Origin of the sequence: Desulfocurvibacter africanus subsp. africanus DSM 2603 (assembly GCF_000422545.1) — a bacterium.
GTDB classification, from domain to species: Bacteria; Desulfobacterota; Desulfovibrionia; order Desulfovibrionales; family Desulfovibrionaceae; genus Desulfocurvibacter; species Desulfocurvibacter africanus.
The window spans coordinates 57,004-71,863 of sequence record NZ_AULZ01000010.1; the positions used below are offsets into that span (position 1 = coordinate 57,004).

The window sequence follows — 14,860 nt, forward strand, 5'->3', positions numbered from 1 at the left end:
GCTACTTGACCTCCTCGCCGCTCATGCCTTCAAAGCGCACGGCGATGGCCGCCTCTTCGGTCGTCACGGAGCCGTCGCCAGCGAACCAGGCCTCGCGCAGCACGAACACCTTGCCGTTGAGCATCTCCAGCGTAACGGTCGCGCCGTCGATGGTCACAAACTTCTCCAGATCGAGGCTGGCGCGGTCCGTGATCTCGCCCTCGATAAACGGGGCTTGCTGAGTTTCTTTGAATCCGTGCACGCCGTCCGCGCCGACAATCGCCTCGCGTTTCGGCTGACCGGTATTGTAGGTGAACGAGCCTTTGGCATCATAGAGAGTGCCGTCGACCTTGAAGAACAGTTTGCCCGCGCGTCCGTTGTTAGCCATTGCCATGCCCTCCTACAGCAGGAACTGGATCTGCGCGGCGAAGACGCGGAGCTGGTTGACCAGATCCGGGCTCAGCTTCACATCCAGCCGGTTGGGGTCGGTTACGTTGCGTTCGATGATCAGATCTTCCTTGAACTGGCTCACGCCTTCGACCAAGCCCAGACTCTCCATGGTCCGGAACCAGGCGATTGTCTCGGCCTTGGCCAGCTTCGGCGTCATGACCGCTTGGCCAGCACCGTAGCGCGTGCCGTCATTGGCCAGCTTGTGGCGCGGGTACTTGCGCAGCCACAGGTTGCGGTAGTCGAAACGCAGATAGCTGAGCGTGAGCAGTGTCTCCAGGTCGAGGTAGGCCGTGTCGGTCGCGCCTGCCGCAGACGTGCGATAGGTCGTGATGGCCCGCTCCACGCGCACGACGCCGCTTGCGTCCACGGTCTGCGTGGCGATGCCCGAGTAGAGCAACAGGTCGCGCTCCTCGCGGGTAAAGCGGTCGGACTCGGCCGGGGCCAGGATGCCCGTGAGCGGCAAAGTCTGCAGCGGCCGGGCCGGGTCGATTTGGGCGTAGTAGGCGGCCACGCCGGCCAGGCAGGCGGCGACCTCCCAGGGGGCGGAGGGGTACTTGTTGGCCTCGGCGATGCTCAGGTGCGGATCGTTGGGCGTCTCGCCCAGCGTCGTCAGGTCCGCGAATGCGGCGTTCTTGGCCGCGAAGATGTGGCCGTCCAGAGACACGAGCGGCCCCCAGCGCCTTGCCATTTCGGTTTTGAACAGGGCGCGGTTGGCCGCATCGAGCCAAGGCGCTGCCGCGATGTTGAAGGACCTGTCGGCCATGGCAGCGATCAGCGTGGTCACGTCCGGGTTGCCCGTGCCGCCCGACATGGCCACGACCGTGGCCGTCAGGCCGGCGGGCAGGCGTTCGTCGCTGTAGTAGTTGACCCGCACGTCCAGCTCATTGGCCGCCTCGCCCTTGTTCTTGGCCGTGACGTTGACCTTGGCCGTGTCCGTGCCGTCCACTGCAGCCGTGACGGCCAGGGACGTATCCGCGCCGATGGCTGCAGCCAGGGCCGTGGCGATAGCCGCGGGAGTCTGGGCGCTGGCCACGGAGACACGCACACGCTTGCCGCCGATCCACACGGCGAGCGTTCCGGCAGCAGTGGGCGAACCGCCCAGAGTGATCGAGCCGGTCGCGGCAACGCCGGCCGCATCGTCGGCCATGGCCACGGCCACCATGCGCGTGGTCTTGTTGGCCTGGCGGAAGGCAAGGCACATCTGGGCCAGGACGCTGCCCGCGCCGAAGTAGGTCACGGGGTCCTGGTCATTGGTGATGGACAGGAACTCCAGCGCGCCGGCCGTGCCGGCGGCCGTTTTCTGGCCCATGATCAGGGCCGTGTAATCCTGGACGGACGGACCCTGCTGCGCCCGGTCGGAGTTGAACTCCACATAGGCGCCGGGCGTGCGTAGGATCGGGATGGCATCGAAGCTGATGGCCATTACTTATTCCCCCTGACGGCCTTGGCCTGGACGGCCGAGGGCTGAGCAGTTGCGGTCTCGGGCCTGGGCGCGGTGACCACGTCGCCGCCGGTAAGACGGCGAGTCCAGAACGAATTGCGCGGGACCTCGCGGCCCTCGGGCGACAAGGGCTCCTTGGTGACCGGATCGCGCACGACGAGGCCTGGGCGCGAAGGTTTTACGAACATTGTGTCGGGCATGGCATCCTCCTAATCTTGCGGTAGCGAAATATCGGCGACGGCCTCGGGCGTGCCGTCGGGCAGATCCGCGCTCTCGGGCCCAAGGTCGACCAGGTCGAATTCGGTGTGCACCGTACGCAGATCCGACAGCTCGGACGGGTACGGCTCGGGTAGCTCGGTCTCGTAGGTGATGGTCCAGGACAGCCGGGCCGATCCGCAAAGCTGCTCACCCGCGTCCGAGAATCCCAACTCGGTGTTGGTCAGCTCGATGTCGTGCATGAGGTCCGAGACGCCTTCCGCATCGAGCAGCTCCTCGCGCAGCAGACAGTCCTCGACCTGTGCGGCCAGGGCGTCGAGCGCATCATCCAGATCCTCGTCGAGCCTGGCCAGGCACTCCACGCGCAGGGCAAGCTCGCGCGTGTAGCGCCTGGGCGCGGTTTCCTTATGGCTGGCCGGCTCGTCGTCGGTATAGATGAGCACGCACGGCAGCCGGCCCGGAGGCAGCGGGCTCACGCGACTGCGGAAAACCTTGTTGCCCACCAGGGCGGCCAGGCCTGCATGCGCCAGGAGCAGGGCCTGGACCTGGCGACGGATGAGTGCGCGCGGATGCATCTAGCTGGCCTCCCTGAGCCGAAGCACGACCATGCCCTGGTTGTCCGGCTTGGGCTCCACGACTGTGTAGGCCTGGCCGTTCTTGGCCCGCACCGCGCGCCAGTCGTAGGGCAGCTCGGGCAGGGCCGACTCGGCCACATGCAGCGCCGGGCCGTAGCCCATGACCGAGGCCGAAGACTCCGGATCACTGGGCTGGTAAGCCGCGTCGAAGATGCCGTTGACCATAATCGGCTCGCCCTCGGGCGGGGTCAGTGTCCAGGGCTCGGCAAACTCGTTTACGTTGAGGAACACGGCCGCGAGATCGGCATCGAGCTGCTCTTTGAAATCCATGCTAGTATCCGTCCCTGAGCCGCTGCAGGCCGTGGCGCAGGTTGTTCTCCAGGATGCGCTGAGCCTCCTGCTTGATTAACGCCTGCTTGTCCGTGGACTTGAGAATGCCGAAAATGCCAGGCCCGAACTTCTGATGGATGGGATAGCGCTGCGCACCAGGAGCACGCTGGGCTACCATGAGTCGGCCGGTCTTGCTGCTGCGGGCAACAAAGTGGCTGGTCAGAGCCTTGCGGCCCGTGGCCTTGGTCACCAGCACGGACACGCCCTTCTTGGGCCGGTTCTTGTAGCTGGGCCGAGGATCGCTCGGCCGAGGGCTGAACGCGTAGAGCGGAATCGACGCTTTGCCCCAACCCCAGACCGAGGAATACCAGCTGTTCGGGGCGGCCTTCTTGACCCGCAGGACACGCAGGACCTCGCCATAGGCCACGTTGTGCGTCTCGCGCACGCTGCGCGCGATGTTCGTGCGCACGTTCTGCGCCGTGCGGGTCAAGGCCTGCACGATGTACTTGTTCGCCCGCTTCTTGCTGTAGAGCTGCATCAAGCTCACAAGCTCGGAGGCCGTGGGCGACACGATGCGGATGTTCAGGCCGGACTTGTGGGGACCGCTCACTTAGACCTCGCGACAGTCGGCACCGCGCCGGCCAGCATGACGTCCTTTTCCTTGGAGCCGCGGGAGCTGCCAAACTCAAACCCGTAGACGTCCTTGACGATGGTCACCAGGCCGCCGGCCAGGATGAGCAGCACGTCACGGGCCGGGCCGTCTTCCAACTGCACGAACAACAGCGTGAGGATGAGCGCCACGAGCCCGCCGATAGCCACGAAGGCCAGTACGTCGCCGCGCACGTTGCGGCCTTTGGACATGTCGCGCTTGCGGGCCGAATCACGGTCCTCGATCTCCAGCTCGGCCATCTTCTGCTCGTGCTCGAGCTGCTTGCCGCGCCAGGCCAGGAGCATCTCCTGGTTGCGCAGCTCCAGCTCCTTGAGCTTGAGCAGGGCCTCGGGGTTGGCGGACAGGTGCTTTTCGATTGCCTCGGGCGTGGAATCCACGCCGAAGAAAGAAGCGATCAGCTCGCCGGCCGCGCCGGCTACTGCGCCGATAGGCCCGCCCAGCACGCCGCCCAGCACGGGCGCGGCCTTGGCCACGACCTTGCCGACATCCTTCCAGCTCATGCGATTGTCCTCCGCACGTAGTCGTCGATAGCAAGCACACGATTTAGCCAGCCGCGCATGAAAGCACGCAGGTCCGGCTTGGTCTCGCAGATGGTCAGGTAGTAGCGGCAGCGCTCCACGATGTAGCGGTCGCACAGGCGCGACTCGTCGGACATTTGCAGGCGCAGGCTGTTCATGGCGCGGGCCGTGGCCGGGCCGTACACACCGTCCTCTGCAAGCCCCGCGTCGAAGGCCATGTTGAGCGAGCGCTGCAGGATCTTGACGGCACGGCCGATTCCGGCATTGACCGCCATGTCGAACACGAGGGCCGCCAGCCGGTTGGGCAGAACGTCCCCGCCGATCTTGGCCCAGTAGTCCCGGTGGTAGATCTCGGAGGCCTGCTCGCGAGTAAGCGCCTTGATGTCCATGTCGGGATAGGCCCGCTTGCTGATGCCGAAGTTGGTCTCGCCGCCTGGGTCGCGCGGGTCGTGCACGTAGCCGCCCTCGTGGGCGAGCACGAAGTCGAGCGCGAGAGCGAATGCTTGGGTTCCGGTCATTTCTCACCCCGCTCGTTGAGGATCTGCGCCTTGATGTCATTGGGCATATCGCTATGAGCGACCAGGGCGCGCAGCATGCGGAACATGATGCGGTTGTCTTCCTTGATGGCCCGCATGTCGTCGTCGCGCTCCTCGCGCACTTCCTGGATCTCCACGTTCAAAGAGGCGATGTCCTTGCACGCCGCCGCGTACTTCAGCTGACAATCGCTCATGGGGACGAACTTCTTGAGCTGCTCACTGAATTCCTTGCGCAGCTGCTTGCTCGTCCATTCCCGGCCCAGGATGAACGAGACCAGCGTCAGTACGAGCCCGGCCAGTGAAATCTCGATCGCTGTCATCGCTGCCTTCCATTTTGCTTGCTTGCCGCGAAAGCCTGGGAGGTTCCCAGGCTTTCGCGGGGCCTCGGGGCGGAGCAACCCCGAGGCCTGCGAGTGGGGTGAGGCAGCGAAACTTAGGCGAAGGGCCGGATCACGATGTAGTTGACCTTGTGGTCAGCGGCCGGGTCGCCGGAGAAGATGACGTCGATTTTGCCAGCGCCGGAGTTGACGCTGGAGACGGTGCGCGCCACGGCGCCGGCCGTGTGCAGCTGCACCACGGCCACGTCCGTGGCCACGACGCCGGCCAGGGTGATGGACTCGGTTGCAGCGCCGCCGGCCGTGGTGTGGAGGCCGGCCGCGATGATGAGGCCGGCTCCGAGCATGGGCCCGGCCAACTTGACCTCGGCTTCCGTGCCGGTTTCGGCTTTGGCTTTGGTGCACATGCCGGCGTAGACCGGGCCGGGCACATCGGTGAGCTTGCCGGTTGCGACGTCCCAGTACAGGTCTGCACCCAAGACAAAAGCTGCCGTGTTGATGGCCGGGAGCGTCCAGACCTCGCCGAGAGCAACGGACCCGGACAGGCCATTGGCGATGGCCGCCAGGGCGATGCCGATGATCCGGCCCAACACGACCACGGCGCCGGACGCGATCGCCGCGCCAGTGCCGTTGACCCAGTTGATGACCTTGCCTTCCTGAACATGATTCGTAGCCATGACTTCGTTCTCCTTAGTGAGTTGCTGCGCTTGCGCCTGGGCCTACTGGCCGGGGTTCTTGTAGAAGCCCACGTGGTCCATGACGCCCGCGCCGATGTCGTGGCGAACCTTCATGCCGATGGCGTCGGTCGAGAACTCCTCGTGCTCGGCCATGTAGGGCTGCTCGTTGCCGTCCAGGTAGGCAACCTCGATGGTGTCCACCTGGTTCGGATCGCCGGTCAGATACCAGGCCTTGGTCGAATTGGCGTCCAGACGCGGCTCTGCGATGGGGATCAGGTCCTGCCACGGGTTCATGGTTCCGGCCGGCTGGTTGGCCACGGGCAGGGTCACGGAGCGGATGAGGATTTCGGTCTTGGTCTGCTGGGCCACGGGAACGAGCACATAGCGCGGGTTCACGTCGATGAGCGAGCCGTTGATGCCCTTCTGCTTGCGCATGGCCGCGCGGGCCAGGGACAGCTTGTCCGAGTCGATTTCGCCCTTGCTCGCGGCCTCCAGGTTGCCGTGGTCGGCATGGAAAAGAGCCACGCTGTCGCTCATGGTCGGGTTGGCCAGGAGCAGGTTGTAGACGATGTCGGCTTCCTTGCGCCGGGCGGCCGCGCCGAAGAGCTGCGGGATGCGCGTGAAGGCGCGCAGGTCGTCGTTGACGATCATCTGCCGAGTCAGGCGGACGATCTTGCCGTAGGTGGCCACGGAGTAGGTTTCCTGCCTGTCCTTGAAGTTGCCGGTGCGGTATTCGCCGTTTTCGCCGATGAGCTCCAGGCTCGGGGCCTCGGACAGGGAAACGCCGTAGATGGTCTTGAAGTCGGGAGCCGGGATCACGTTGACCCAGGGGCGCCAGGTGGCCGGGGCTTCCATGTAGGCGGCCTGCAGCTTCTTGCCGGCCACGTCCCGGAAGATGCTGGCGAAGTCTGAGACGGACGTGCCGCCGATGCCGGACAGGGAGAAGACCTTGTCGGCGATCTGGCTCTTGCTCATGGTGAACACGTTGACGCCCTGGCGCGAGAGGATGAAGGCGGCCAGGCCCGAGAGGGTCATGCCGCGGAACTCCTCGTGGCCATCGACCGGCTTGGCGATCTTGACGCCGGACTGCAAGCACAGGCCGTCCACGATGGCCTTGCGCAGCTTGGCCGTGTCGGTCGTGCCCATGCTCACGATGCCGCCAAGCGGGCGGGAGCCGCTTGCCAGGTGCGCCATGATGCGCTCGCGGGCGGTCTCGACGGAGACGCCCTCGGAGAGCAGGGCTGTCTTGAGATCGCCGCACTTGTACGTGTCGCATAGCTGGGTGATGGTCTTGCGCGCTTCGGCATCCTCGGCCCTTAGTTCGGCCAGGGCGACCTTGATTGCCTTGGCCATGGCGTCGCCGGCCTGCTGCGCGGCAGGAGCCTGACCGGGCTGGGAAGTCTCAGCCTTCTCGGCCAGTTTCACTTCCAGGGCGGCTTCGACCTGCTCATCGGTCGCGCCGGCGGCCAAGCCGAGGTGCTTGAGCACATCGGCATCGGAGGTTCCGGCGGCGAGGTTGAGGAGCCGCCGGGCCAACTTGAGGATCTTCATGATGCTTTCCTCGTCTTGAAGGTTGTTAGAGCCCGGCATCGCACTCATGGCGACGGCCGCAGTATCTGGATCGGCTCCGAAAGCCACGAAGCTGACCTCGCCCATTTCGGACTCGGTCCAGATCTCCAGTGGTCCCTCGACGGTCCGACCGTTCACGGTGTAGGTCTCGCCAGCGGCGAGTTCGCGGATTACCTTGGCGCTGATCTGGATGCTCGCCTGCCAGGGGAAGCCCTCGCGGGCGAGGCCAAGGACCTGGGAGGCGTAGTCGGTGACCGAGCTGAACGCGCCCTTGACGTACAGGCCGTTATCGTCGGCGCTGTACTCGTCGGCCGTGCCGACGATCTGATCAACGCGATGCTGCAAAAGCGCAGGAAACTTCGAGTTGGCGCGCACGCCCGAGAGCTGGATCACGAAGCGATACCAGCCGAAGTCGATGATCTTCCCGGTGTTGGCCAGGATCTCGAAGCGGGACGGCTTGTCCTCTCCGCCCTCGGCCAGGGTGATCGTGGCAGGACCAGCCAGGGCGACGACGCCCTTTTCGTTGGCGGCCAGGCCGTAAGTCTTGTTCCAGACGGCCGAGGCCTCGGACATGGTCATGCCGCCAGCCAGGGCGCGCGATAACCAATCCTGCAGGCACTCGCCGAACTTGGGCTTAAGCATCGTCTTCCTCCTTCACTGGCTCGACCGGAGCGGACTTGGCCGGCTCCAGGAGATGCCCCAGGCCCTTGGCGCGCAGCGTCTGCTCTTCCTCGGCCAGCTCATCCACCAGTTCGTCGATGTCATCGCCCTGCTGGGCTGCAATGCGGCGGCGAGTGGTCACGCCCATGGCCAGCCGCTTTTCGTCGGCCGTGGCGTCCTTGGCCGGATCTACCCAGGTCCAGCCCGGCTTTTGCCACTGCACGGCCTCGGCGTATGCTTCCGGGTCGGCCAGGTAGCCGGGCATGGCGATCTCGCCGGCCAGTGCTTCGGCCTCCAGGAACCACTCCCACACGCGGGCCAGAAACTTCTCTTCCAGGAAACCCTGCATGCCCTTGTAGGTCAGGCGCTCTTCCAGCGCGGCCGAGCGGCCGCCGGAGTAGTTCGTCTCGGCATAGTCCTGGGACAGGGAGTGGTAGGCCACGCCGACGCCGGCGGCGATGCCCTTGAGGCTCGACTTGACGTAGGGCTCGAAGGTCGCGCCAGAGCGCGGGTTGGCCACGGCCTCGATCTTGGTTCCAGTGGGCAGCCTGGTGATCTGGCCAGGGTTCACGAACTCCGGCACTTCATCGTAGGTGGTTTTGTTTTCGACCACACCCAGGCCGTTTCCGGACAGGACCTCTGGATACGGGCTGGTCAGGAACAGGCCGAAGGCCGAGGCGAGCCGGTTGGCGATGCGCTCGAAGGCCTGGTACTCGGACAGGTCGCGGGTCTCCATGATGATGGACGCGAACCAGGACACGGCACGGGTCTGGGACACGCGCTCCTTGTCGTAGACGTGGATGATGTCCTCGGCAGATACGCGCACGGATTTGGGCAGCCCGGCCATGAATCCGCCGGGGTGTTCTTCCAGGATGTGGTAGGCCACGGGCCGGTTGTCCGGGCCGAACTCGATGCCGCGCACGGCCTTGTTGCCGTTGGCCAGCTTGCCGTCCACGAGGCTGTCGAGCTGGTCGCACTCGATCAGCTCCAGCCTGAATGGAGCCACGCGCTTGGTATTGACCCACACGCGGCGCACGAGGATCTCGCCGTCCACCCAGACCGCGCGCAGCACGTGGCGCTGCATGGCCCAAAACGAGTCGTGGCCTTCGACGCTGGCGTGCTTGCGCCTGGCCCAGCGCGTGAAGCGCTTTTCCAGGGACTTGCTCAGGGATTCGTCCGGCTTGCCGTCGCCGCGCCTGAGCTGCGACTGCGGCTTGATGCCGGCGCGCACGCAGTTGTCGCAGATCTTGCGGATGGCCCCGCGAATGTAGGAATTGTTCGTGGCCAGGTCGCGGGCGCGAGCAGTGACCAGAGAGGCGTCCCGGCGCAGATCGGCGTCGCCGCTGCGCCTGCTGCCGCGCCAAGCGCGGTTGGGACCGTCGCGCTGAGCGGCCTGGTAGGCGAGGAAAGCCTGGCGCTGGCTCAGGTAGTTGGCCGCAGCCGCCGGGGAGCGGACCGCGAGCACCTGCGCAACGGCGCGGCTGACGAGGTCGTAAACCCTACTGCCCACGCCAGCCCCCGAAGGTTACCGTGCTGGTGCTAATGCCGCCAGACTGGGCGATGGCGATGCGCTGTTCAAGCCCCGCGATAGCCTCGTTGATGTCCCGGAGGTTGGCGCGCGTCAGCTTGCGGCCAGTGACCTCATAGGACTGCCCGAGCAAGGCAGCGTCACGGGCGGCCTTGTATTTGGCTAGATCGGCTTGAAGCTCGGCTAGGGATGCCATCGACGCTCCAGGGTGTGTTTTCCTTCAAATGTTCACCCTGGAGATACGACAGGCGATAAGATGTGCGGAAGGGTGTCGTTGCTAGCGCTAGCAAATTGCTAGAGCTAGCAACGTATGAATTAACGTGCCACCAGCTACGGAACCCGCGTGGATGCTTGCAAAACAACCAAAGAGGACACTGGCACTGGTTCATCTTGACCCATGACAAAAACATACCATTCGCCGTCGAGGCCTTGGAACGAGCGTGTCATGGTGCGCACGGCATATGTCAGGTTGCGCATGGGGTCTGGAGCCTCAACCAAAGCATGTTTTGCCATCGGCTGTGCTGGCATATCAGCAACTGAACAAGTGCTTTCCATTTGCCTTAGCGTGCAAGACTGCACAGTACGTTCAAAAAATTCCTGCACACCTTTCCATGTATAGAACGAATACTTGCCAAGGCTCATCTCCCAGGCCCGACCGACCTTGAGTCTGTACTTTCCTGGCTCCGCCCCTGGCCTGTCATTCCATTGTTCGGCTGGGTAAAGTTCAATTTTTACGGTCTTTGCGTCGCTTTTGACACAAAGCGTCGTAATTTTGCGAGGCCGGATTGGGTCGTTTTCAACGCGGTTTTGGGTCATGCGCTTACAGCCTCCGAATCCCGCTGCGTGCTCTTGATCGTCAGCCCCAGGACGCACACGAGGCACTCCGGGTTGTCGCACTTGTGATCGCGGACACGCACGCCTTTCCGCCAAGGCCAGGTGTGGTAGACTCGCATCTTGGTCCGGCCGCATTCCGGGCACACGGCTCCGAATCGCGACGAATAGTCCACTCCCTGCTCGGCCTTGCGCTTGGCCAGGGCCACGGTCACCAGGACTTCCTTTCTCATCGTCCACCTCCGAATACGCTGATCCCGTTGGTGTAGGGATTGGCTGCCGTCTTCTTCTCGATCTTGGGCGCCGGGTTGCGCGCGGACAGGATGTGCGCGGCGAGCGCGCGCAGGCTCGGAGCCCACTGGAAATGCACCATGGCCAAGTGCAGCACGGCGCAGTCTAGCCAGTGGTTGGCGCGGAAGCGCTTCCATTCCTGCCGGCCGTTCTTGCCCTGGACGAGGCGCTCGGCCGTGATCTCGCGCAGGTAGGCCGCGTCGGTGTCGGCGTGGAACTCGACCGTTTCCTCGAACGGCTGCTTCAGTTGGCCGTCGAGCTGGAGCACGCTCTGCTCCAGGCGGTTGAACCAGATAGCCTTGAACGCATCGACATCGATGTGGTGCAGGCGCAGGCCGTGCTTGAGCTTCTTGCCGCTGGCCGTGGCCTCGATGAGCGACGGCTTGACGTACACGCCGGGCGTCTTGCGGCTCATGCCCTTGGTGCCGGTGATCACGTCATGGCGCTGGTCGAGCAGCCAGTTGTAGGCCTGCATGGTGCGGCTCTCGTCGTCGCCCTCGTGGGTCGTGCCGCCCGTGTCCACGGCCGCGCGCCAGATGTGCAGATCCGTGTCCGTGCCCTGCAGGCGGTAGCTCGATTCGAAGACGAGCCGGCGCAGGGCTTCGAAGTCCGGGGCCGTGCCATAGTCGATGATGGCCAGGCGATCCGGATTCACCCCATGAGCTGCGACCGAGTAGCGCAGATCGCGCATCTGCATGTCCGTCGACAGGGTCAGGGCCACGGTCCAGGCCGGGGCCGTGAGCTGCTCTACGGCTGGCGAGACGAGGCGCGCGATGCGCTGCTCGTTCGTTTCCTGCACCACGACCTTGTAGGGCTTGCTGGCGTGGGCGTTGTCCCAGAGCTGCATCTTGTGGGGGGAGCCGAGCGCGCCGAACCAGTCGGCCATGACTTTGGACAGGCTCACAAGCGGCAGCTCCCAGGAGCGCAGACGGAAGCCGACAACGGCCGGTCGGTCCACTTGCTTGTCCGGTGCCCAGCCGCCCATGGCCAGGGCGCGGTCGCGGATGTGGTCGGTCCAGTGGTAGCCGCAATGCGGGCACTCGTACCAGGCCAGGCGCTCGCCGTAGATCCGGCCCGGATCGCGCTCGCCGTCCGGAACCTTGATGTGCTCGAACTCCATGCGCTGGCGCGTGCGGCAGGACGGGCACTCGGCCTCGTAGTGGTGAATGACCTGGGCTTGGCGGTGCATGTCGCGCCAGATGGTGCCCTCGGCCTTGTCCGCGTCGTCCGATTCCGCGCCGCGCACCTTGCTGAAGCGGAAGATCTTGTGCGTGTGCGGGTAGTCGCCGCAGCGCTCCTCCATGGTGCCCACGGCGATCTTGTCCGCGTAGGCGTCCTCCTCATCGATGAGCAGGTACTCCATGGGCACGGAGGACATGCGCGATTCGCTTCCGGCCCACATGCCGTAGATGGTCGAGCCGTCCTGCCAGCGGACCTCGGTCTTCTGCAGGGCGTAGCGACCGGCGGCGATCTTTTTTCTTAGCCGCGGCGAGGCCTGGATGTGCGGGATGATGGCCGTCTCGAACTTGCGCTCCACGGCGTCCTGGTCGGGCATGCCCACGCCCGCCGGGGCCGGACGGCGATCCATGGCCGCCAGCAGGCAGGAGTAGGCCACGGTGGTCTTGCCCGAGCGGCTGGGCGCGATGAAGAAGATCTTGCGTACCCATGGCGCGTCCCAGGCATCCATTATGCCGCGCGCGTAGGGCAGCACGTCCGGCTGCCAGCGCTGGCCACGGTAGCGTCCGGCGAGAATGTGCATGTGCCGGCTGGCCCATTCGGCGCTGCCCGCGCGCGGGCGACGGCGGAAGACCTCGATCTCCCCGGTATAGAATCCGAATGGCGCGCTACTCGCCACTGTCTGAGCCTGCATCCACTCCTCCGTCGTCTGTCTTCGGTGCGGTCTCCATGACCCTGGCCAGCTCGTCGTCCCACCAGGAGCCCTCGGCATACGGCTCCAGGAACCGCTCCACCTGATCCACCCACATGGCCACCAGCTCCGGCTCGCGCTGCTGCACGCGGCGCACGATCTCGCCGGCCTTGGACTCGTCGCCGCCCACCAGACGCACGATCTCGCGCGCCGTGCGCTCCTCGCCGCCGAACATGGCCGCGATCTCGCCCAGGGCGTCGTGGATGAAGTTTTCCAGGCCGTAGCGGAAAGCCTGGGCGCGCAGGGCCAGGTCGCGCTCGACGATCTCGCGCGGCACGGTCTGGCCGCGCTCGGCATGGAGCTTGAGGCGTTGGCGCTCGGTCGTTACACGCTTGAGTTCGGTTTCGGCCCGCTGGCGCTCCTCGGCCACGGTCGCCTCGTCGAGGTTGCCCTGGACGGACTTGGCCGGCTTGGCCGGGGCGTCCGCCTTGCGCGGCCACTGGGCGCTCGCGTAGTTCTCCACGGCGCGCACGAGCCAGCCTCCGCCTGGAGCCGTCGGCTTGAGCAGGCCCTCGTCGCAATATTTGTAGACCGTACCGCGCGCGACGCCGTAGCCCTGGGTTCGTAGATGATTGAACACCGCAAAGCGGTTTTTGAGCACCTTGATCTCATCGCTCATCCGCGCAGTCTCCCTTCAGGCTGGGCCGCCACGTAGTCGAGGACGGCGTCGTCGTTCATGAGGATCTGAGAGCCGGTCGCGAGGATGTCGCACGTCCCGCGCCTGGGGCAGTCGTCGCAGCCTTCCACGCCGATGTGCTCGTCCGTGGCCACTGCAGCGGCGCGGCGGCACTTGCGCAGGGCGTCAAGGAGAGCACGGACACCTTCGGGCAGTTCCGCCGGCTTGGCCTGCTCGGCCTGGCTAGGCTGGTTGCCTTCGACAGGCGCGGAGGCCGGGACCTGCACCGGGGCCGATGTGCCGGCGTTGCGCAGGGCCTGCTTGCGCACGTGGAAAGGCAGGGCTTCGAGCATGAACTCCTCCACGAGGGCCGCGCTTCCGCCCTTTTCCAGGTCGCCAAGGTCGCCCAGGTCCTTGCCCAGGCGGGCCGGGACAGGCGTGCGCACGGTCTGCGGGTAGTTGGTGTGCCAGAAGTGGCGATTTGTTGCGCCGGCCTTGTCCGTGTCCAGGGCGCAGGCGATGCAGTCGGCGCGGGTCAGGACCCCGTGCGTGCGCGTGTCCGGCCTGGCCGTGGCCGAGCCGGTGGCCACCACGCCGATGCGGTACTTGCGGCCGATCTGCCAGCCGAGCACGCCGTCGCGCTCGGTTTCGACCACGAACCAGATGCGCCAGGCCGGGTTGCCATAGAGGTAGAGCACGGGCATGCCGCCCTCCAGGCCCATGTAGCGCAGGCCAGGCTTTCCGCCTGGGCGCTGCTCCGGATTCGGTCTGCGGATCTTCACGGCCACGACCTTGCCGTCGAGCACGTAAGGCAGCACCAGCCCCTGCGGAATCCAGAAGCGCTTGGGCTTGCCGTCCTTGCGCAGCTCCGTGGGCAGGCCCCAGGACTCCCGCGGCGAGTACTTGTCCGTGGGTAGCCAACCCAGGCGGCACAGTCGCGCCGTGTCCACTTCGATGGACCAGCGAGCGAGCATGGTGCGCAGATCCGGGGACTGCATGAGCCTATCGGAGCAGGTGGACACGAGCTTTTCGGCGCGCTCCAGCCAGGAATCCACGGCAGGCCGGACCATGCGGGGCGTCCACTCCGGACGCGGCGCGGGAACGCGCGGAGCCGCCTGCCGCTGGCCGAGTTCCGCGCTGGGCGCGAAACGGTCGCGGAACTCGCGGAAGCCGTCATCGTCGTCGCCGTCGCGGCCGGCCAAGCGGTTGAAGATGTGGATCAGGTCGCCATGCTCGCCGCAGGAGAAGCAGCTGCCGGAGTCCTTGGCGTAGTCGTAGTGGAACGCGCCGCCGGGAGTGCTCTCGACATGGAACGGGCAGTGCGAGGCGATCAGCGATCCCTTGCACCCGCGCGTGTCCACGCCCTGGAGCATTTGCAGCGCCACCGCGCGGCAGCCATCAGGGCCAAGCCATTCGAGCGCCTTAGCCATGCTCGCCCCTCCTTAAGCCGGAGGCAAAGCCTCGCAGGGTCGAAAGGCGAGGGGACATGGCCGGGCTTAGACCATTGGAATTAGCTGGAACTAATTGTAATGCCTGCATAAAAGTGACCACGGCTAGACCATCTTAGACCGTTGAATTCCAGGCCTTAGACCTTGGAGCCCAACAGTGGCGCGGGTTCTTAGACCAAATCGACCTTGGGTGTCGCCGGGGCAACTCTTTCTATAAGCGTTTATTATTATCTTCATTCTTCTTTTCCTTCTTCTTCTTGTAG

General features: G+C 65.3%; 18 protein-coding genes. All 18 read right to left on the reverse strand.

The genetic code is table 11. The features are described 5' to 3' along the window. Nucleotide 1 precedes the first annotated feature (1 nt). On the reverse strand, nt 2-367 hold the full coding sequence (locus H585_RS0107735; protein ID WP_027367403.1) for a phage tail tube protein: 366 nt from the start codon (nt 365-367) through the stop codon (nt 2-4). A gap of 12 nt (nt 368-379) precedes the next feature. Next, on the reverse strand, nt 380-1,852 hold the full coding sequence (locus tag H585_RS0107740) for a phage tail sheath subtilisin-like domain-containing protein (protein ID WP_027367404.1): 1,473 nt from the start codon (nt 1,850-1,852) through the stop codon (nt 380-382). Beyond that, entirely contained in the window at nt 1,852-2,070 is a 219-nt protein-coding gene (locus tag H585_RS0107745) for a DUF2635 domain-containing protein (RefSeq protein ID WP_034627447.1), read from the reverse strand. Before H585_RS0107745 ends, H585_RS0107740 begins: the two co-directional genes overlap by 1 nt. Before the next feature lie 9 nt (nt 2,071-2,079). Further along, nucleotides 2,080-2,661: a hypothetical protein gene (locus tag H585_RS0107750; protein WP_027367406.1), complete on the reverse strand. Its 582-nt coding sequence runs from the start codon at nt 2,659-2,661 to the stop codon at nt 2,080-2,082. Further along, complete coding sequence (locus H585_RS0107755) at nt 2,662-2,991, reverse strand: head-tail joining protein (protein WP_027367407.1); 330 nt, start codon at nt 2,989-2,991, stop codon at nt 2,662-2,664. Between the two features lies 1 nt (nt 2,992). Beyond that, on the reverse strand, nt 2,993-3,601 hold the full coding sequence (locus H585_RS0107760) for a phage tail protein (RefSeq protein ID WP_027367408.1): 609 nt from the start codon (nt 3,599-3,601) through the stop codon (nt 2,993-2,995). Next, nucleotides 3,598-4,161, reverse strand: a complete 564-nt coding sequence (locus H585_RS0107765) for a hypothetical protein (protein ID WP_027367409.1) — start codon at nt 4,159-4,161, stop codon at nt 3,598-3,600. The genes H585_RS0107760 and H585_RS0107765 overlap by 4 nt, the downstream gene beginning before the upstream one ends. Continuing rightward, the gene (locus tag H585_RS0107770; protein ID WP_027367410.1) at nt 4,158-4,697 is read right to left on the reverse strand and encodes a glycoside hydrolase family 108 protein; all 540 of its coding nucleotides are present in this window, start codon (nt 4,695-4,697) and stop codon (nt 4,158-4,160) included. The genes H585_RS0107765 and H585_RS0107770 overlap by 4 nt, the downstream gene beginning before the upstream one ends. Beyond that, complete coding sequence (locus H585_RS0107775; protein ID WP_027367411.1) at nt 4,694-5,035, reverse strand: hypothetical protein; 342 nt, start codon at nt 5,033-5,035, stop codon at nt 4,694-4,696. The genes H585_RS0107770 and H585_RS0107775 overlap by 4 nt, the downstream gene beginning before the upstream one ends. A 113-nt stretch (nt 5,036-5,148) precedes the next feature. Continuing rightward, nucleotides 5,149-5,727: a DUF2190 family protein gene (locus H585_RS22075; RefSeq protein WP_051183019.1), complete on the reverse strand. Its 579-nt coding sequence runs from the start codon at nt 5,725-5,727 to the stop codon at nt 5,149-5,151. Between the two features lie 42 nt (nt 5,728-5,769). Beyond that, nucleotides 5,770-7,938: a phage major capsid protein gene (locus tag H585_RS22080; protein ID WP_051183022.1), complete on the reverse strand. Its 2,169-nt coding sequence runs from the start codon at nt 7,936-7,938 to the stop codon at nt 5,770-5,772. Then, nucleotides 7,931-9,466, reverse strand: coding sequence for a phage portal protein (locus H585_RS0107790; protein WP_027367412.1), 1,536 nt, complete (start codon nt 9,464-9,466; stop codon nt 7,931-7,933). Before H585_RS0107790 ends, H585_RS22080 begins: the two co-directional genes overlap by 8 nt. After that, a complete protein-coding gene (locus tag H585_RS21065) occupies nt 9,456-9,680 on the reverse strand; it encodes a hypothetical protein (protein ID WP_034627450.1) in 225 nt (74 codons plus the stop codon). The genes H585_RS0107790 and H585_RS21065 overlap by 11 nt, the downstream gene beginning before the upstream one ends. 134 nt (nt 9,681-9,814) lie before the next feature. Further along, on the reverse strand, nt 9,815-10,300 hold the full coding sequence (locus H585_RS0107800) for a hypothetical protein (protein WP_027367413.1): 486 nt from the start codon (nt 10,298-10,300) through the stop codon (nt 9,815-9,817). Then, nucleotides 10,297-10,548, reverse strand: a complete 252-nt coding sequence (locus H585_RS0107805) for a hypothetical protein (RefSeq protein WP_027367414.1) — start codon at nt 10,546-10,548, stop codon at nt 10,297-10,299. Before H585_RS0107805 ends, H585_RS0107800 begins: the two co-directional genes overlap by 4 nt. After that, a complete protein-coding gene (locus H585_RS0107810; protein WP_027367415.1) occupies nt 10,545-12,476 on the reverse strand; it encodes a terminase gpA endonuclease subunit in 1,932 nt (643 codons plus the stop codon). The genes H585_RS0107805 and H585_RS0107810 overlap by 4 nt, the downstream gene beginning before the upstream one ends. Continuing rightward, entirely contained in the window at nt 12,451-13,152 is a 702-nt protein-coding gene (locus H585_RS23365) for a hypothetical protein (RefSeq protein WP_027367416.1), read from the reverse strand. Before H585_RS23365 ends, H585_RS0107810 begins: the two co-directional genes overlap by 26 nt. Further along, complete coding sequence (locus H585_RS22085) at nt 13,149-14,579, reverse strand: CHC2 zinc finger domain-containing protein (protein WP_051183024.1); 1,431 nt, start codon at nt 14,577-14,579, stop codon at nt 13,149-13,151. The genes H585_RS23365 and H585_RS22085 overlap by 4 nt, the downstream gene beginning before the upstream one ends. Nucleotides 14,580-14,860: the final 281 nt, after the last annotated feature.